Origin of the sequence: Pseudomonas sp. Irchel 3E19 (assembly GCF_900187585.1) — a bacterium.
In the GTDB taxonomy this organism is placed as follows: domain Bacteria; phylum Pseudomonadota; class Gammaproteobacteria; order Pseudomonadales; family Pseudomonadaceae; genus Aquipseudomonas; species Aquipseudomonas baetica.
The window spans coordinates 29,856-48,243 of the sequence record NZ_FYDT01000003.1 but is presented as its reverse complement, the minus strand read 5'-3'; the positions used below and the strand labels follow the sequence as shown (position 1 = coordinate 48,243).

Annotated in this window: 18 protein-coding genes; 13 read left to right on the top strand and 5 right to left on the bottom strand. The window is 60.6% G+C overall.

The window, feature by feature from the left end:
- Positions 1–12: 12 nt before the first annotated feature.
- The 4 genes from CKW18_RS02745 to rsgA form a co-directional block, all read right to left on the bottom strand.
- Positions 13–498: a toll/interleukin-1 receptor domain-containing protein gene (locus CKW18_RS02745; RefSeq protein WP_095187342.1), complete on the bottom strand. Its 486-nt coding sequence runs from the start codon at positions 496–498 to the stop codon at positions 13–15.
- Positions 498–1,457 carry a caspase family protein gene (locus CKW18_RS02740; RefSeq protein ID WP_095187341.1) on the bottom strand — a complete coding sequence of 320 codons (960 nt, stop codon included), beginning with the start codon at positions 1,455–1,457 and terminating at the stop codon, positions 498–500. Before CKW18_RS02740 ends, CKW18_RS02745 begins: the two co-directional genes overlap by 1 nt.
- Positions 1,458–1,459: 2 nt before the next feature.
- Entirely contained in the window at positions 1,460–1,603 is a 144-nt protein-coding gene (locus CKW18_RS30500; protein WP_167394874.1) for a hypothetical protein, read from the bottom strand.
- Positions 1,604–1,815: 212 nt separating this feature from the next.
- Positions 1,816–2,847, bottom strand: a complete 1,032-nt coding sequence (gene rsgA / locus CKW18_RS02735) for a small ribosomal subunit biogenesis GTPase RsgA (RefSeq protein ID WP_095187340.1) — start codon at positions 2,845–2,847, stop codon at positions 1,816–1,818.
- 107 nt (positions 2,848–2,954) lie between these two features.
- Here rsgA and orn point away from each other — a divergent pair, with 107 nt between their 5' ends.
- Together orn and CKW18_RS02725 are read left to right on the top strand one after the other, a co-directional pair.
- Entirely contained in the window at positions 2,955–3,497 is a 543-nt protein-coding gene (gene orn, locus CKW18_RS02730; RefSeq protein WP_095187339.1) for an oligoribonuclease, read from the top strand.
- A 204-nt stretch (positions 3,498–3,701) separates the two neighbouring features.
- Entirely contained in the window at positions 3,702–4,313 is a 612-nt protein-coding gene (locus CKW18_RS02725; RefSeq protein WP_003221099.1) for a trimeric intracellular cation channel family protein, read from the top strand.
- On the opposite strand, the gene queG is transcribed toward CKW18_RS02725, so the two are convergent.
- A complete protein-coding gene (queG, locus tag CKW18_RS02720) occupies positions 4,295–5,374 on the bottom strand; it encodes a tRNA epoxyqueuosine(34) reductase QueG (protein WP_095187338.1) in 1,080 nt (359 codons plus the stop codon). The two genes, CKW18_RS02725 and queG, sit on opposite strands and share 19 nt — an antisense overlap.
- Positions 5,375–5,437: 63 nt before the next feature.
- On the opposite strand from queG, the gene CKW18_RS02715 reads away from it, so the two are divergent.
- The 11 genes from CKW18_RS02715 (at position 5,438) to CKW18_RS02665 (ending at position 18,366) form a co-directional block, all read left to right on the top strand.
- The gene (locus CKW18_RS02715) at positions 5,438–6,937 is read left to right on the top strand and encodes an NAD(P)H-hydrate dehydratase (protein ID WP_095187337.1); all 1,500 of its coding nucleotides are present in this window, start codon (positions 5,438–5,440) and stop codon (positions 6,935–6,937) included.
- Positions 6,925–7,401 (top strand): tRNA (adenosine(37)-N6)-threonylcarbamoyltransferase complex ATPase subunit type 1 TsaE, encoded by a 477-nt coding sequence (gene tsaE, locus CKW18_RS02710; RefSeq protein ID WP_095187336.1) that lies wholly within the window; start codon positions 6,925–6,927, stop codon positions 7,399–7,401. The genes CKW18_RS02715 and tsaE overlap by 13 nt, the downstream gene beginning before the upstream one ends.
- Before the next feature lie 51 nt (positions 7,402–7,452).
- Positions 7,453–8,832 (top strand): N-acetylmuramoyl-L-alanine amidase, encoded by a 1,380-nt coding sequence (locus CKW18_RS02705; protein ID WP_371857604.1) that lies wholly within the window; start codon positions 7,453–7,455, stop codon positions 8,830–8,832.
- Between the two features lie 8 nt (positions 8,833–8,840).
- Positions 8,841–10,742: a DNA mismatch repair endonuclease MutL gene (mutL, locus tag CKW18_RS02700; RefSeq protein ID WP_170947211.1), complete on the top strand. Its 1,902-nt coding sequence runs from the start codon at positions 8,841–8,843 to the stop codon at positions 10,740–10,742.
- Positions 10,742–11,713 (top strand): tRNA (adenosine(37)-N6)-dimethylallyltransferase MiaA, encoded by a 972-nt coding sequence (gene miaA / locus CKW18_RS02695; protein ID WP_095187333.1) that lies wholly within the window; start codon positions 10,742–10,744, stop codon positions 11,711–11,713. The genes mutL and miaA overlap by 1 nt, the downstream gene beginning before the upstream one ends.
- A 95-nt stretch (positions 11,714–11,808) precedes the next feature.
- Positions 11,809–12,069 (top strand): RNA chaperone Hfq, encoded by a 261-nt coding sequence (gene hfq, locus CKW18_RS02690; RefSeq protein WP_007902656.1) that lies wholly within the window; start codon positions 11,809–11,811, stop codon positions 12,067–12,069.
- Between the two features lie 12 nt (positions 12,070–12,081).
- On the top strand, positions 12,082–13,383 hold the full coding sequence (gene hflX, locus CKW18_RS02685; protein WP_095187332.1) for a ribosome rescue GTPase HflX: 1,302 nt from the start codon (positions 12,082–12,084) through the stop codon (positions 13,381–13,383).
- A gap of 96 nt (positions 13,384–13,479) precedes the next feature.
- The gene (gene hflK, locus CKW18_RS02680) at positions 13,480–14,652 is read left to right on the top strand and encodes an FtsH protease activity modulator HflK (protein ID WP_095187331.1); all 1,173 of its coding nucleotides are present in this window, start codon (positions 13,480–13,482) and stop codon (positions 14,650–14,652) included.
- The gene (gene hflC / locus CKW18_RS02675) at positions 14,652–15,521 is read left to right on the top strand and encodes a protease modulator HflC (protein WP_042557389.1); all 870 of its coding nucleotides are present in this window, start codon (positions 14,652–14,654) and stop codon (positions 15,519–15,521) included. Before hflK ends, hflC begins: the two co-directional genes overlap by 1 nt.
- 313 nt (positions 15,522–15,834) lie before the next feature.
- Positions 15,835–17,022 (top strand): ATP phosphoribosyltransferase regulatory subunit, encoded by a 1,188-nt coding sequence (locus tag CKW18_RS02670; protein WP_095187330.1) that lies wholly within the window; start codon positions 15,835–15,837, stop codon positions 17,020–17,022.
- 54 nt (positions 17,023–17,076) lie between these two features.
- Positions 17,077–18,366, top strand: coding sequence for an adenylosuccinate synthase (locus tag CKW18_RS02665; RefSeq protein ID WP_027921980.1), 1,290 nt, complete (start codon positions 17,077–17,079; stop codon positions 18,364–18,366).
- Positions 18,367–18,388 lie beyond the last annotated feature (22 nt).

Below are 18,388 nucleotides of genomic sequence, written 5' to 3'. Positions count from 1 at the left end.
TCTGACGAAGTTTCAGAACCCGCGCCGAATACGGTTTTTCAGTTGTTCATGGAAAATCTCGGCGTTGCGTTTGTAAGTGCCGCTAAAGGATTCATTACTCGAACCCAGCGCCATTGAGCGTTTGTTCGACACCTCCTCACGATACGCATCGATGAAGAAATTCAGATCACTGTCCGTGCTCAACTTCGGCCACTTGTCCAGATACAACGGCAACTCCGCCGGCCCGGTCTTGAACGAACAGATCCGTCGATTGCTGATCGTCGCTTCACCGATTTCAAACGGCACCCACCACGACAACGCGGTTTTCTCCGAGACCACCGCCAGCAGGTGCGTGCATTCGGTGATGTTGCGGGTGATGACGCCGGTGATGTCGTCGGTGGTCTGCGATTCGGGGTCCAGCACGTCGAGGTAGGTCTTGATGTTGGCCTGCATCAGGCGGGTGTTGATGGCCATGGCGTGGGCGCGATCCATGTGGCGGTAGCTGATAAAGACTGGCATCAGAAGTGTCCTTTGATAGCGAGTTCGCGGTAGTAGGCGCCGAGGGCGGTGAGGCGGCAGCCGGTGGAGTTGATGGCTGCGTAATACATGTGTTCGGCGTTCACCGGTTCGATCAGGCTGTGGCGGTTGCACTTTTGCAGTTGAGCGAAGACTTCGCCGTGTTCCGGGTTAAAGGAGGATTCGGTGGGTTCGTAGCTGGGATCGAGCGGGAATGTTGACTCGGCTTCGGCAAACCATTCCGGCAGTTTGCGCAGAATTTCCTTGGGGATCAGCGGCGAGACTTCGCGTAGGGAAATGAACTGCGAAACATTGGTCTTGAACACAGGGCGCTGCTCCCAGGCGTCGAGTGCGTTGTCGACGAAGGAATAAAGACTGCCGGGGGTAATCTTGCCGAGAATATTGGCTGCGCCACCATGCAACGCCTGCAACAGCAGCCCGGTGAATACACCGTGTTGCGCGCCCTCCATGGCCGGCTCTTCCTTTTTGCACGCGGTCAGGATTGTCATGCCTTCGCCGACCACGCTGCTTTCACTGCGCAAGGCGCGCACCTCGCCGGCCGCGCCGCTTTGGCAGCAGTCGAGGATGATCACCTTGTTCTTTATCTTGGTCGCTTTGGCGGCCCAGTTGAGGATGTCGCTGATGCGGATGCCGTCCTTGGGGTTACGGAAATCCTGAGGCAGCAGCATGCCTTCATCATTGTCAGTGTCGAAGCCGCCATGCCCGGCGAAGTACAGCAGCGCGACGTTGCAGTCGCCGGAAAACAGTTCGCGAATCTGGTCTTCGAGTTTCTCCCTGCTCAAGTGATCCTCGGCGGACGTCAGCACCACGTTCTTGAAGTTGGGGTCGCCATTGGCGTCGGTTTTCAGTACGGACGCCATGGCCATGGCGTCATTGCTGCACCCGCTCAAGCGCGAGATGTGTTTGTAGTCGTTGATCCCGATAAACAGTCCCTTGCGCATGATTACACCGCCGTATGCAGGCGAATGGCGCTGACGATGCTGTTGGTGTTCCACGCACACTCGGCATGTGCGGCGTTGCGCACCAGATTGTCGTGGGCGTGGGAGTAGTTCCACGAATGGCTGATGAACAAATGATAGGTTTGCATGGGGTTCCTCGGAGGTCGCGAACGTGCGAAGGAGGAACCGAATGTAGGCATCTGCGCGATGCCTACAAGATGTGCGCGGCAAAAGAGAAATATCCTGCAAGCAGGGGTGCGCAGGCCTTACAGAAAAATCTGATGTTTAAAAAAACAGGGGATTTGTAAGGGCCGATCCGACAACCGGCAGCACCTGAGACAGGCGCTGCCGGCTTGGCTGTTTAATAGCCGTTTTCAGGCAGACTGGCGATGATCGAGCGGTAGCTGTTCATCCGTTGCTGCTGCACACGGCCATCTTCCAGGGCCTTGAGCAGTGCGCAACCCGGTTCGCGATCGTGCTTGCAGTCGCGGAAACGGCAGGTGCCGAGCAGGTCGTTGAATTCGATGAAACCGGCTTCGACGTCGGCGCGGCTGACGTGGCCGAGGCCGAATTCGCGGATGCCCGGGGAGTCGATCAGCTCACCGCCGCCGGGGAAGTGGAACAGCCGTGCGGTCGTCGTCGTGTGCGTGCCCTGGCCGGACAGTTCGGACAACGGCCCGACGCGGGTTTCAACCTCAGGCAGCAAGCTGTTGACCAGCGACGATTTGCCGACACCGGACTGGCCGACGAACACGCTGATGCGTCCGTCGAGCTGCTTTTGCAGTTGCTCCATGCCGTCACCGTGGTGCGCCGACACTTCCAGCACCGGATAACCGAGCGTGCGGTAGACCGCCAGCAGGGCGTTGAGCGCCGGGGCGTTCTGCTCGTCGATCAGGTCGAATTTGTTCAGCAGCAACAGCGGACGGATGCCGGCGTGTTCGGCGGCTACAAGGTAGCGGTCGATCAGGTTGGCATGCGGCTCGGGCAGCGGGGCGAAGACGATGACGATCATGTCAACGTTGGCGGCCACAGGCTTGAGCTGGCCGCGGCTGTCCGGACGGCACAGTTCGGTGGTGCGCGGCAATTGCGCGACGATCACACCGATGCCCTGGTTGCCGGCGCGCCAGACAACCTGATCACCGGTCACCAGTGCTGGCAGGTTGGCGCGCAAGTGACAGCGGAACACTTGGCCGGCGAGTTCGCCGTCCTTGGCTTCAACCTCGACCTGCACACCGAAGTGAGCGATGACCAGACCGTGTTGCTCAGGGCCGAGGTCGCCGCCCTCCAGGGCTTCGACAGCCGAGGACTCGCGTTTGGCGGCGCGTGCGGCGCGCTCGCCTTGAATCTTTTCGATGCGCCAGTTTTGACGACGATTGAGTTGGCGTTTGGCCATGGGTGTTCCGTCTGAAGAATGCAGCGATTAGGTAAAACGGCCGCGAGTTTAGCACGCCCCGGCCCCGGCCTAGGCTAAACTGCGCAGCATTGCCTAGGAGCCCAAATATGCAAAACCCGCAGAACTTGATCTGGATCGACCTGGAAATGACCGGTCTTGATCCGGATAACGACGTCATCATCGAAATGGCCACTATCGTCACCGACAGTGACCTCAATACGCTGGCCGAAGGCCCGGTGATCGCCATCCACCACAGCGACGAAGTGCTCGCGCGCATGGACGAGTGGAACACCCGCACCCACGGCAACTCCGGCCTGACCCAGCGCGTGCGCGACAGTCGTGTCAGCATGGCCGAAGCTGAAGCCGAAACCATCGCCTTCCTGGAACAGTGGGTGCCGAAGGGCAAGTCGCCGATCTGCGGCAACAGCATCTGCCAGGATCGTCGCTTCCTTTATACCCACATGAAAGCGCTGGAAAGCTACTTCCTCTACCGCAACCTTGATGTCTCCACGCTCAAGGAGCTGGCCGCACGCTGGGCACCGGACGTGCGCGACAGCTTCAAGAAGGGCAGCACCCACCTGGCGCTGGACGACATTCGCGAATCCATCGCCGAACTGCAGCACTACCGCAAGCATTTCATCAAGTTCTGATTGAGGGGTGTCTGCCCTGACGTCTTCGCGAGCATGCCCGCCCCCACAATTTGGAATGCGTTCCCCCTGTGGGAGCGGGCTTGCTCGCGAAGAGGGCGTCAGAGTCGCGTAAGATTCAAGTCAGAAATGCATCCCGGAGCGCGCGCCCTTCTGGTGCGGCGCTGAAATGGCTAGACTGCGCGCCTTCCTGCCAGGATCGCCACCATGCTGCTGATGCTCTATCTGATCGCCATTACCGCTGAAGCCATGACTGGCGCCCTGTCTGCCGGACGGCGAGGCATGGACTGGTTTGGCGTGGTGCTGATCGCCTGCGTCACGGCGTTGGGCGGCGGGTCGGTGCGCGATGTGTTGCTCGGGCATTACCCGCTGACCTGGGTCAAACACCCTGAATACCTGGTGCTGACATCGGCGGCGGCAATGCTCACCGTCTTCACCGCGCGCTGGATGCGGCATTTGCGTTCATTGTTTCTGGTGCTCGACGCCGTCGGCCTGGTGGCGTTCACCCTGATCGGCTGCATGACGGCTCTGGAAATGGGCCACGGCATGCTGGTGGCTTCGGTCAGCGGGGTAATTACCGGCGTGTTCGGCGGCATTCTGCGCGATATCTTCTGCAACGACATCCCGCTGATCTTCCGCCGTGAGCTCTACGCCAGCGTGTCGTTCGCGGCGGCGTGGTGCTACATGCTGTGCCTGTATCTCAATGTGCCGAGTGAGCAGGCGATTTTGATCACTCTGTTCGGCGGCTTTCTATTGCGTCTGCTGGCGATCCGGTTTCATTGGGAAATGCCCAAGTTCGTCTATAACGACGCGCCTTGACGCTCGGCATGTTGTTTCAGCGCCCACTCGACATGTTCGCGTACCAGCTCTGAAGGGTAGTCACGGCGCGCCTTCAAGGCTTCCAGCACCGGAATGCTCGACGGCGCATTTCCCAGCCCTACCGCCAGATTGCGCAACCAGCGCTCATAACCGGCGCGGCGCAGCGGGGAACCTTCGGTGCTGCTGAGAAACTTGTCCTCGTCCCACAGGAACAGTTCGGCCAGTTCGGCGTTGTCCAGATTGTGCCGTGGCTTGAAGTCGCTTTCCCCGGTCGGCCGGGCGAAGCGGTTCCATGGGCAGACGATCTGGCAGTCATCACAGCCGAATACTCGGTTGCCGATCAGCGGACGCAGGTCTTCGGGAATCGCATTTTTCAGCTCGATGGTCAGGTAGGAGATGCAGCGCCGCGCGTCCAGCACATAGGGGCCGACGAAGGCGTTGGTCGGGCAGATATCCAGGCACGCCGTACAGCGGCCGCAATGTTCGGTGCTGTGCGGTTCATCCACCGGCAGCGGCAGGTCGACGAACAGTTCGCTGAGAAAGAAGTAGCTGCCGGCCTTGCGGTTCAACACCAGGGTGTTTTTACCGATCCAGCCCAGCCCGGCCTGTTCGGCGATGGCTTTTTCCAGCACCGGGGCGCTGTCGACGAACGCGCGAAAACCGAACGGACCGATCTCGGCTTGAATCCTGTCGGCCAATTGTTGAACACGTTTACGGATCAATTTGTGGTAATCGCGGCCCAAGGCATAACGCGACACGTATGCTTTTTCCGGTTCGGCCAGACGTTTGGCCATTTCGGTGTCGCCTGGCAGGTAGTCCATGCGCAGGGACACCACGCGCAACGTGCCCGGCACCAGTTCATCCGGATGCGAGCGTTTGCTGCCATGGGCGCCCATGTAATCCATTTCGCCGTGGTAGCCGGCGGCGAGCCAGCGCTCCAGGTGCTGCTCATGCTCGGCCAGATCGAGGCCGCTGATGCCGACTTGCTGAAAGCCCAGCTCGCGGCCCCAATCCTTGATCGATTGGGCGAGGGCGGGCAGGTCTGTGGTAATGGCGGACATGAGGCGAGAGAAACCGGAGCTGAGGTGCGTATAATTCTGCCAGACATCGGAGCCCGAAGACGCATGCCGCACACGAAAGATGAATTACCCGACGCGCTGTACGGCGCCGCGCAGGTGCGTGAGCTCGACGCGCGGCTGATTGCCGCCGGTACGCCGGGCTTCGAATTGATGCAGCGCGCCGCACACGCGACGTGGCGAGCGTTGGTGCGGCAATGGCCTGCGGCGAATGAAATGACGGTGTTCGCCGGGCATGGCAACAATGCGGGCGATGGTTATCTGGTTGCGGCGTTGGCGCAGCGTGCGGGTTGGACTGTGCGCGTCTTGGCCGTCGGCGATCCGCAGCGTTTGCAGGGGGATGCGACGCTGGCCCATGCCGAGGCACTGGCGGAAAAAGTTGTCGTCCAGACCTGGAATGCCGCCAGTGAGCTGCGCGGTGTGATCCTCGACGCCTTGCTCGGCACCGGCCTGAGCGGCGATGTGCGCGAGCCCTATGCCGCTGCCATCGATGCGATCAACGCCAGCGGCTTGCCGGTGGCGGCGGTGGATATCCCTTCCGGACTGTGCGCCGACACCGGGCGCGTGTTGGGAGTTGCGGTTCATGCCGATCTGACCGTGACCTTTATTGCACTGAAAGTCGGCCTGTTCACTGGCGACGCGGCGGATCACGTCGGCGACCTGGTATTCAACGAGTTGCAAGCCACTGCCGAAACCGGTCACGACATTTCCGTCCGCGCTCGGCGCCTCAATGCGGCCAATCTGCCGCGGCCTGCCCCGCGTGCCCCGGCGTCCCACAAGGGATGCTTGGGGCATGTATTGCTGATCGGCGGCGATCACGGTTTTGGCGGGGCGATTCTGCTCGGCAGCGAAAGCGCGCTACGCTGCGGCGCGGGAATGGTTTCGCTGGCGACGCGCCCGGAGCACGTGCCGGCGGCGCTGACCCGAGTGCCGGAAGTCATGGCGCTGGGCACTTCCTCGGCCAACCAACTGATGGGGCTGCTGGAAAAAGTCTCGGTGCTGATCGTCGGGCCGGGGCTGGGGCAGGCGAGTTGGGGGCGGGCGCTGTTGTCGGCTGCGGCCAATGCGCCGTTGCCGCAGGTGTGGGACGCCGATGCCTTGAATCTGCTGGCCAGCGGTTTTGTCAGCTTGCCCAAGGATTGCGTAATCACCCCGCATCCGGGCGAAGCCGCGCGTTTGCTGGGTATCAGCACCGCTGAAGTTCAAGCCGATCGTCCAGCGGCCGCTTTGGCTTTGAGCGAAAAATATACAGCGGTGGTGGTGCTCAAAGGGTCCGGCAGCCTGATCGCGCATCCCGACGGACGTCTGGCGCTGTGTCATCAGGGCCATCCGGCCATGGCCACCGCTGGGCTCGGCGATGTGCTTGCTGGCTTGACCGGCGCGCTGTTGGCGCAAGGTATGGACGCATTCGATGCAGCGTGCCTGGCGGTCTGGCTGCACGCCAATGCCGGGGCGCAACAAGGCAAATTTGGCCGTGGGCTGGCGGCCAGTGATTTGATTCCAGCCATTCGTCAGTTGTTGGAGGAGCATGCACCGTGTCTGAAGTAACCCTGTACCTGGCCGATGAGCAGGCGATGAGCGACTTTGGCGCACGGATCGCCCGCATTACCCAAGGCCACGGCCTGATTTTTCTCGAAGGCAACCTGGGCATGGGCAAAACCACGCTTTCCCGGGGGATCATTCGTGGTCTGGGCCACGTCGGCGCGGTGAAAAGTCCGACCTTCACCTTGGTCGAGCCCTACGAGATCGGTGATGTTCGCGCCTTCCACTTTGACCTGTACCGACTGGTCGATCCGGAAGAACTGGAGTTTCTCGGCATCCGCGACTATTTCGAAGACGACGCCCTGTGCCTGATCGAATGGCCCGATAAAGGTGCAGGCTTTTTGCCAAAGCCTGACCTGACCATTACCATTACCATTAGCCCGCAAGACAGCGGGCGTTCGCTGAAAATTTTATCCCAGGGCTCGCGTGGCGAGGCCTGGTGTGCCGCTTTGGCATTGGAATCCAATTAAATGATGGGGTTAGGTATGCGCTTTCGCGCGTTGGTGGCTGCCGCTGGACTGATGTTGATGGCAGTAACCGTCAACGCTGTGGCCGATTCGAAGGTCAACAGCGTGCGCCTGTGGCGCGCACCGGACAACACGCGACTGGTCTTCGACCTGAGCGGCCCGGTGCAGCACAGCGTCTTCACCCTGACCGCGCCGGATCGGCTGGTGATCGACATCAATGGCGCCACCTTGGGCGCGCCGTTGAATGTGCAGACTGCGAACACGCCGATCACGGCGATGCGTTCGGCTCAGCGCACGCCGACCGACTTGCGTGTGGTCATCGACCTGAAAAAAGCCGTCACCCCGAAAAGCTTCTCGCTGGCGCCGAACGCGCAGTACGGCAATCGTCTGGTGGTTGACCTGTTCGATAACCCGGCCGATGCCGCACCGCCACCTGCACCGACACCGAAAGTTGCGACCATGCCCGCGGTGCCGGTCACACCTTCCGAACCTGCGATCAAGCTGCCGCCAGCGCCGGCCGGCAAGCGCGACATCATTGTCGTGATCGACGCCGGCCACGGTGGTGAGGACCCGGGCGCGTCCGGCTCGCGCGGCCAGCGTGAGAAAGACGTGGTATTGCAGATCGCTCGTGAGCTGCAACGTCAGGTCAACGGCATGAAAGGCTTCCGCGCCGAGTTGACCCGCACCGGCGACTACTTCATCCCGCTACGCGGCCGTACCGAAATCGCCCGCAAGAAGGGCGCCGACCTGTTCGTCTCGATCCACGCCGACGCCGCGCCGTCTGCGGCGGCATTCGGGGCTTCGGTGTTCGCCCTGTCTGATCGCGGCGCTACGTCGGAGACCGCCCGTTGGCTGGCCGACAGCGAAAACCGTTCCGACCTGATCGGTGGTGCCGGCAACGTCAGCCTCGATGACAAGGACCGTATGCTCGCCGGCGTACTGCTCGACCTGTCGATGACCGCCTCGCTGACCTCCAGCCTCAACGTCGGCCAGAAAGTCCTGACCAACATCGGCCGGGTCACGCCGTTGCACAAACAGCGCGTGGAACAGGCCGGCTTCATGGTGCTGAAGTCGCCGGACATCCCGTCGATCCTGGTCGAAACCGGCTTCATCTCCAACGCCAACGAAGCGAACAAACTCTCGGCGTCGAGCCACCAGCAAGCGCTGGCGCGGTCGATCAGCAGTGGCGTGCGCCAGTTCTTCCAGCAGAACCCGCCACCGGGCACCTACATTGCCTGGCTGCGTGATTCCGGCAAAATCGCCCAAGGCCCGCGCGATCACCGCGTCGGCCCGGGTGAGACGCTGGCGATGATCGGCGTGCGCTATCAAGTGTCCCCGGCGACGTTGCGCAGCGCGAATAACCTGAAAAGTGATGAGCTGAAAGTCGGCCAGCACCTGACCATTCCAGGCACCGAACTGGCGTCCAAAGAATGAACGAAGTGCTGAACGCCGCTGCCCGCATCGAACTGCTCAGCCCACGGCTGGCGAACCAGATTGCCGCCGGTGAGGTGGTTGAACGCCCGGCCTCGGTGATCAAGGAGTTGCTGGAAAACAGCCTCGACTCTGGCGCCAAGCGCATTGATGTCGATGTCGAACAGGGCGGGGTCAAGCTGCTGCGCGTGCGTGACGACGGCAGCGGGATTTCCGCCGATGACCTGCCGCTGGCGCTGGCCCGTCACGCCACCAGCAAGATTCGCAACCTCGAAGACCTTGAGCAAGTGATGAGCCTCGGTTTCCGTGGTGAAGCACTGGCGTCGATCAGTTCCGTGGCGCGCTTGACCCTGACCTCGCGCACGCGCGATGCCGATCAAGCCTGGCAAGTTGAAACCGAAGGCCGTGACATGGCGCCTCGGGTTCAACCGGCAGCGCATCCGGTTGGCACCTCGGTGGAAGTCCGCGACCTGTTCTTCAACACCCCGGCGCGGCGCAAATTCCTCAAGACCGAAAAAACCGAATTCGACCACCTGCAAGAAGTGATCAAGCGTCTGGCATTGGCGCGTTTCGATGTCGCCTTCCATCTGCGTCACAACGGCAAGACCATCCTGAGCCTGCACGAGGCCCACGATGACGCGGCTCGTGCCCGGCGTGTGGCGGCCATCTGTGGATCGGGATTCCTTGAGCAGGCGCTGCCGATCGAGATCGAGCGAAACGGCTTGCACCTGTGGGGCTGGGTCGGCTTGCCGACCTTCAACCGCAGCCAGGCGGACTTGCAGTATTTCTTTGTGAACGGCCGTGCGGTGCGCGACAAACTGGTGGCTCATGCGGTGCGCCAGGCCTATCGCGACGTGCTGTTCAATGGCCGCCACCCGACCTTTGCGCTGTTTTTCGAGGTTGATCCGGCAGCCGTAGACGTCAACGTTCACCCGACCAAACACGAAGTACGCTTCCGTGACGGGCGCATGGTGCATGACTTCCTTTACGGCACGCTGCACCGCGCTTTAGGTGATGTGCGGCCGGAAGACCAACTTGCCGGTTCGGTCACTACCGCCATCGTCCGCCCGACCGGCCTTGATGCCGGTGAGTTCGGCCCGCAGGGTGAAATGCGTCTGGCGGCCAATGCGTTGCTTGAGCAACCACAGGCACAGCCGGCGTTCAATACGTCGTCGGGTGCCAGCGCGGGCGGTGCTTATCAGTATCAATACACGCCGCGTCCGCAATCGGCGATGCCGGCGGCGGCTGAGGCACAGGCTGCGTATCGTGAGTTTTTTGCGCCGCTGCCGGAGGCCAATGCCAACGCGCTGCCGGCGGGTCAGGAAGACATTCCGCCGCTCGGCTACGCGCTCGCGCAGCTTAAGGGTATCTACATTCTGTCCGAGAATGCCCAAGGGCTGGTGCTGGTCGACATGCATGCTGCCCACGAGCGGATCATGTATGAGCGCCTGAAGATCGCCATGGCTAGCGAAGGTCTGAGCGGTCAGCCGCTGTTGGTGCCGGAATCGCTGGCGGTCAGTCAGCGTGAAGCCGATTGCGCGGAAGAACATGCGGCGTGGTTCCAGCGTCTGGGCTTCGAACTTCAACGTCTTGGCCCTGAAACGCTGGCGATCCGACAAATTCCGGCACTATTGAAACAGGCTGAGGCCAACCGGCTGGTCGGCGACGTGTTGTCGGACTTGATGGAATACGGCACCAGCGACCGGATTCAGGCACACCTGAACGAACTGCTCGGCACCATGGCCTGCCACGGCGCGATCCGCGCCAATCGGCGCCTGGCCCTGCCGGAAATGAACGGCCTGCTGCGTGACATGGAAAACACCGAGCGCAGCGGTCAATGCAACCATGGCCGACCGACCTGGACCCAACTGGGCCTGGACGATCTGGACAAACTGTTCCTGCGCGGTCGTTGATGAGCCAGCTCCCTCCAGCGATTTTTCTGATGGGCCCGACCGCTGCGGGCAAGACCGATCTGGCCATCGAGCTGACCAAGGTGCTGCCGTGTGAGCTGATCAGTGTCGATTCGGCGCTGGTCTATCGCGGCATGGACATCGGCACTGCCAAGCCTTCCAAAGAGCTGCTGGCTGAATATCCGCACCGTTTGATCGACATTCTTGACCCGGCTGATGCCTATTCGGCTGCGGATTTCCGTCGCGATGCCCTGCAAGCCATGGCTGAAATCACCGCGCGCGGAAAAATTCCGCTGCTGGTCGGCGGGACGATGCTCTATTACAAGGCTTTGGTTGAAGGTCTGGCGGATATGCCGGCAGCCGATCCCGAGGTGCGCGCGCAGATTGAAGAAGAGGCTGCACGCCTTGGCTGGCAAGCCCTTCACGATCAACTGGCGCTCGTCGACCCGGTGTCGGCAGCGCGGATTCATCCGAACGATCCGCAACGTCTGAGTCGTGCGCTGGAAGTTTATCGCGTCAGCGGTCAGAGCATGACTGCCCTGCGCCAGCAACAATCTGCGCAAAGTACTGAAGCAGCCGCTTCGGGACTGCAACAATTGCCCTATACTGTCGCGAACTTGGCCATTGCCCCGGCGAATCGTCAGGTACTGCACGAGCGCATTAAACAAAGATTCACAAATATGTTGGAACAGGGATTCATCGACGAGGTCGTAGCCCTGCGTAAAAGAAGTGACCTGCATTCAGGGTTGCCGTCTATACGTGCAGTAGGTTACCGCCAAGTCTGGGATTACCTGGATGGCAAGCTGACGTTGGCCGAAATGCAGGAGCGCGGTGTCATCGCCACGCGCCAATTGGCCAAGCGCCAGTTCACCTGGCTGCGCAGCTGGGAAGATTTACACTGGCTGGACAGTCTTGATTGCGACAATCTGCCACGCGCCTTGAAATACCTTGGGACCATCTCCATATTGAGCTGAGTCCTTGCAATTGCCGTCTATCCTTGGGGGTGTGGCGGCTAAAGCCACCTGAATTACCTATTTTTTATTATTGAATCCTTAAAGGAGTGCGGCACATGTCAAAAGGGCATTCGCTACAAGACCCTTACTTGAATACTTTACGTAAAGAGAAAGTTGGGGTTTCCATCTACCTGGTCAACGGTATCAAACTGCAAGGCACGATCGAGTCGTTCGACCAGTTCGTGATCCTGCTGAAAAACACCGTGAGCCAGATGGTTTACAAACACGCTATCTCGACAGTGGTGCCGGTTCGTCCAATTCGTCTGCCTAGCGCAACCGAATCCGAAGCTGGTGACGCTGAGCCAGGTAACGCCTGATAGGAGTCTCCTTTGTTCTTTGAGCGCCACGGTGGTGGTGAGCGAGTCATCCTCGTTCACTTGGATGGACAGGACCCTGAGGCGCGCGAAGATCCGCAGGAGTTTCAGGAACTGGCTAATTCGGCGGGCGCCGAGACCGTTGCGTTTTTTAACGTACCGCGTCATCGGCCAACCGCCAAATTCCTGATTGGCAGTGGCAAGGTCGAGGAGCTGCGCGACCTGGTTCATGCCGAAAAGGCCGATCTGGTGATTTTCAATCACATCCTCACGCCCAGTCAGGAACGTAACCTCGAACGCGTTTTCGAGTGTCGCGTGATCGACCGTACCGGTCTGATCCTCGATATTTTCGCCCAGCGCGCCCGTACCCATGAAGGCAAGCTCCAGGTAGAACTGGCTCAGCTTGACCACATGAGCACCCGGCTGGTTCGCGGCTGGACTCACCTTGAGCGTCAGGGTGGCGGCATCGGCATGCGCGGTCCGGGTGAAACCCAGCTGGAAACCGACCGTCGTTTGCTGCGGGTTCGCCTGCGCCAGATCAAGGGCCGACTGGAAAAAGTACGCAGCCAGCGCGAGCAATCGCGGCGCGGCCGCTCCCGTGCCGATATTCCTACCGTGTCTTTGGTGGGGTATACCAACGCCGGTAAATCCACACTCTTCAATAACGTGACGAAATCCGACGTGTACGCGGCGGATCAGTTGTTCGCCACGCTGGACCCGACCCTGCGCCGTCTGGAGCTGGACGACCTCGGGCCGATTGTCCTGGCCGACACCGTGGGTTTCATCCGCCACTTGCCCCACAAGCTGGTAGAAGCATTTCGGTCTACGCTCGAAGAGTCGAGCAACTCCGATCTGCTGTTGCACGTGATCGATGCGGCTGAACCGGATCGCATGTTGCAGATCGAGCAGGTGATGGTGGTGCTGGGCGAGATTGGGGCCCAGGACTTGCCGATCCTTGAGGTATACAACAAACTCGATTTGCTCGAAGGCGTCGAGCCACAGATCCAGCGCGATGCCGATGGCAAGCCGCAACGGGTCTGGTTATCGGCACGTGATGGCAGCGGTCTGGAGTTGCTTGAGCAAGCCATCGCCGAGTTGCTGGGCAGTGATTTGTTTGTGGGTACCTTGCGCTTGCCGCAACGATTCGCTCGACTGCGTGCGCAGTTTTTCGAACTCGGTGCGGTGCAGAAAGAAGAACACGACGAAGAAGGCATCAGTTTGCTGGCCGTTCGTTTGCCCCGGGTCGAGTTGAATCGACTGGTAAGCCGCGAAGGATTGCAGCCGATGGAATTCATCGAGCAACACACTTTGCAATAAAAGCCTGACAAAGCGGTTGTGCCGCAACGGCAGGCATTCTGTAGCATTGGTCGGCGCGCCGTGGGTGCGTCTTTGCTTTATCAGATGGAGAGCGCTATGGCTTGGAATGAGCCGGGTGGCAACTCGAACAATCAGGATCCTTGGGGTGGCAAGCGCCGCAATAATGGCGACCGCAAGGGGCCACCGGATCTCGACGAGGCCTTCCGAAAGCTGCAGGAAAGCCTGAACGGGTTGTTCGGTGGTGGTAAGAAACGCGGTGGTGATGACGGCGGTGGTTCGGGCAGGAGTGGTGGCGGCTTCGGCGGCCTGCTCGGCATCGGCCTCGTTGTGCTGGCGGCTGTCTGGCTGTACAGCGCGGTCTACGTGGTCGACGAGCAGGAGCAGGCCGTGGTGCTGCGCTTCGGCAAGTACTATGAGACTGTCGGCCCGGGCCTGAACATCTACTTCCCGCCGATCGATAAAAAGTACATGGAAAACGTCACGCGTGAGCGTGCCTACACCAAGCAGGGCCAGATGCTGACCGAGGACGAGAACATCGTCGAAGTGCCGCTGACCGTGCAGTACAAGATCAGCAACCTGCAAGATTTCGTGCTGAACGTCGATCAGCCGGAAATCAGCCTGCAACATGCGACTGAAAGTGCGCTGCGTCACGTCGTAGGTTCGACCGCGATGGATCAGGTGCTGACCGAAGGTCGTGAACTGATGGCCAGCGAAATCAAAGAGCGCCTGCAGCGTTTCCTCGATACCTATCGCACCGGTATCACCGTTACTCAGGTCAACGTACAGAGCGCCGCTGCACCGCGTGAAGTGCAGGAAGCCTTTGACGACGTGATCCGCGCCCGTGAAGACGAGCAGCGTTCGCGCAACCAGGCGGAAACCTACGCCAACGGTGTAGTACCGGAAGCCCGTGGTCAGGCGCAGCGCATCCTTGAGGATGCCAACGGTTACCGCGACGAAACGGTCTCGCGCGCCAAGGGTGAAGCTGACCGCTTTACCAAACTGGTCGCCGAGTATCGCAAGGCGCCTGAAGTCACCCGCCAGCGTCTGTATCTGGACACCATGCAGGAAGTCTTCAGCAACACCAGCAAGGTGCTCGTGACCGGCAACAAGGATGGTCAGAGCAATCTGCTTTACTTGCCGTTGGACAAAATGATCCAGAACAGTTCGGGCAGCGCACCGGTTACCGGTTCGGCCGCCGCCAGCAGTAACACGGACGTCACGCCGCATGTCACTGACGTGCCGCAGTCGCGCACAAGGGAGACCCGCTGATGAGCAATAAATCGCTGATCGCCCTGATCGTTGGCGTTGTCGTGGTACTGGTTGGCTGGAACTGCTTCTACATCGTGGCTCAGACCGAGCGTGCGGTGTTGCTGCAATTCGGTCGTGTGGTTCAAGCCGATGTCCAGCCAGGTCTGCATGTGAAAGTGCCTTACGTCAACCAGGTGCGCAAGTTCGACGCCCGCCTGCTGACGCTGGATGCACCGACGCAGCGCTTCCTGACCCTGGAAAAGAAAGCCGTGATGGTTGATGCCTACGCCAAGTGGCGCGTGAAAGATGCCGAACGCTTCTACACCGCGACTTCCGGCCTCAAGCAAATCGCCGACGAGCGTCTTTCCCGTCGACTGGAATCCGGCCTGCGTGACCAGTTCGGTAAGCGCACCCTGCACGAAGTCGTGTCGGGTGAGCGTGATGCGTTGATGGCTGACATCACCGCGTCGCTGAACAAAATGGCGGAAAAAGAGCTGGGTATCGAAGTGGTCGATGTCCGGGTCAAGGCCATCGATCTGCCCAAAGAAGTGAACCGCAGTGTGTTCGAGCGTATGAGCACCGAGCGTGAGCGTGAAGCTCGCGAGCACCGCGCCAAGGGTAACGAGCTGGCCGAAGGCATCCGTGCCGACGCCGATCGTCAACGCCGCGTGTTGCTGGCCGAAGCCTATCGTGAATCCGAAGAGGTTCGTGGTGATGGTGATGCCCAGGCCGCTGCGATCTACTCCAAGGCCTACGGCCAGGATCAGGAGTTCTACGGTTTCTACCGTAGCCTGCGCGCCTACCGTGAAAGCTTCGCGAACAAATCCGACGTCCTGGTCCTCGACCCAAGCAGCGACTTTTTCCGTTATCTGGAAAAGTCCAAGCCTTGATACGACGTTGACCTGAATCATTCCGCCCGGCGGCTAAAACCTCGGGCGGGGTGATCCTTTGGGAAAACGTGTGTATGATGCGGCAGCCGGGAAATTCCCGGCTTTTTTGCGTCTGCACGTTTGATTGCTGTTTTTGCTGCAGGACATCGGGCCAATGGCTCGAACAGTTTTTCGAGGAAAGTGATGGGCGAAGCCGGTATCAGGCCTTTCGCTGTGTCGTTCATGCGCGTGCGTTTTGAATGGACCGGTCATTTTCTGCTTCACTCAAGGCTCGCCCTAGTGCTGGCCGCCCGGATCAAAGGGGAATGGCGTAATGGCAACGGTAGACCGCTGGCTGCTGCCAGATGGCATCGAAGAAGTACTGCCACCGGAAGCGGCGCGCATTGAAGTCGCGCGTCGTCAGGTGTTGGATCTGTTCCAGAGCTGGGGTTACGAGTTTGTCGTGACTCCCCATATCGAGTACCTGGAATCCCTGCTGACCGGTGCAGGCTCGGACCTCGATCTGCGTACCTTCAAGGTCATTGACCCGCAGTCGGGCCGGCAGATGGGTTTCCGTGCCGACATCACGCCGCAAGTGGCGCGCATTGATGCGCATACCCTGCGTCGCGAAGGTCCGAGCCGTCTGTGTTACGCCGGCAGCGTGCTGCACGCCCAGCCGCGTGCACTGTCGTCCTCGCGCAGCCCGATCCAGCTGGGTGCCGAGTTGTACGGCGATGCCAGCCCGAGCAGCGACGTCGAAGTGATCAGCCTGATGCTGGCCATGCTGCAACTGGCCGATGTGCCGGATGTGCACATGGATCTCGGTCACGTTGGTATCTACCGTGGTCTGGCGCGTGCCGCCGGTCTGTCCGGTGAAGTCGAGCAGCAGTTGTTCGATGCATTGCAACGCAAGGCCATCGATGAGGTCATTACCTTGACCGAAGGCTTGCCGGCGGATCTGTCCGGCATGCTGCGTGCGCTCGTCGATCTGTGTGGCGGTCGCGAAGTGCTGGCGGCTGCCCGCGAGCGTCTGGCCAATGCGCCGGCGCCGGTACTGGCGGCACTGGAAGACTTGCTGGCGATCGCCGAGCGTCTGTCGGCGCGCTTCCCGCAGTTGCCGCTGTACTTTGATCTGGGCGAGCTGCGCGGTTACCACTACCACACCGGTGTGGTGTTCGCGGTGTTCGTACCGGGCGTTGGCCAGTCCATCGCTCAGGGCGGCCGTTACGACGACATCGGCGCCGACTTCGGTCGCGCGCGTCCGGCGACTGGCTTCTCTACCGATTTGAAAACCCTGGTGACCCTGGGGCGTGCTGAGATCGAGCTACCGTCTGGCGGTATCTGGATGCCTGACAGTACGGATGCGGCACTCTGGCAGCAGGTTTGCCAGTTGCGCAGTGAGGGTCAGCGTGTCGTTCAGGCATTGCCTGGGCAACCTTTGGCCGCCGCCCGTGATGCGGACTGCGACCGGCAATTGATTCAGCAGAACGGGCTTTGGCAAGTATCGCCACTGGCTTCTTGAGTTTTCCTGCCGGCCATCGCCGGCACCAAGTTTGCGCGAATGAGGACAAGTGTTATGGGTAAGAATGTCGTAGTCCTGGGCACCCAATGGGGTGATGAGGGCAAAGGCAAGATCGTTGATCTGCTGACCGAACATGCTGCCGCCGTAGTGCGCTACCAAGGTGGCCACAACGCTGGTCACACCCTGGTGATCGACGGCGAAAAAACCGTCTTGCACCTGATCCCGTCGGGCGTGCTGCGCGAAGGCGTGCAGTGCCTGATCGGCAATGGCGTGGTGGTTGCACCTGACGCCCTGCTGCGTGAGATCACCAAGCTGGAAGAGAAAGGCGTACCGGTGCGCGAGCGTCTGCGTATCAGCCCGTCCTGCCCGCTGATCCTGTCCTTCCACGTGGCGCTGGACCAGGCCCGTGAAAAGGCCCGTGGCGAGCTGAAGATCGGTACTACCGGTCGCGGCATCGGCCCGGCGTACGAAGACAAGGTTGCACGTCGTGGCCTGCGTGTGGGCGACCTGCTCAACATGCCGCGCTTTGAAGACAAGCTGCGTGAACTGGTGGATTACCACAACTTCATGCTGGTGGGTTACTACAAAGAGCCTGCCATCGAGTTCGAAAAAACCCTGGCCGAGTGCAAGGAATACGCTGAGCTGCTCAAGCCGCTGATGCTGGACGTGACGGCCGAGCTGCATGATCTGCGCCGCGCTGGCAAAGACATCATGTTCGAAGGCGCCCAGGGTTCGTTGCTCGACATCGACCACGGTACCTACCCGTACGTGACCAGCTCCAACACCACTGCCGGTGGCGTGGCGACCGGTTCGGGCGTTGGCCCGATGTTCCTGGACTACATCCTGGGCATCACCAAGGCTTACACCACTCGCGTAGGTTCGGGTCCATTCCCGACTGAGCTGTTTGACGAAGTGGGTGCGCACCTGGCCAAGCAAGGTCACGAATTCGGCGCTACCACCGGCCGTGCCCGTCGTTGCGGCTGGTTCGACGCCGTTATCCTGCGTCGCGCTATCGATGTGAACAGCATTTCGGGCATCTGCCTGACCAAGCTGGACGTCCTCGACGGTCTGGAAACCATCAACATCTGCGTCGGCTACAAAGATGCGCAAGGCAACGCCGTTGCTCCGACTGACGCTGACAGCTACGTGGGCCTCCAGCCTGTGTACGAAGAAGTGCCGGGCTGGACCGAGTCGACCGTGGGTGCCAAAACCCTGGAAGAGCTGCCAGCTAATGCTCGTGCCTACATCAAGCGCGTTGAAGAGTTGATCGGCGCACCGATCGACATTATTTCGACGGGCCCGGATCGCAACGAAACTATCGTTCTGCGTCATCCGTTCGCTTGATAAGTCGTTGATGTAAAAAACA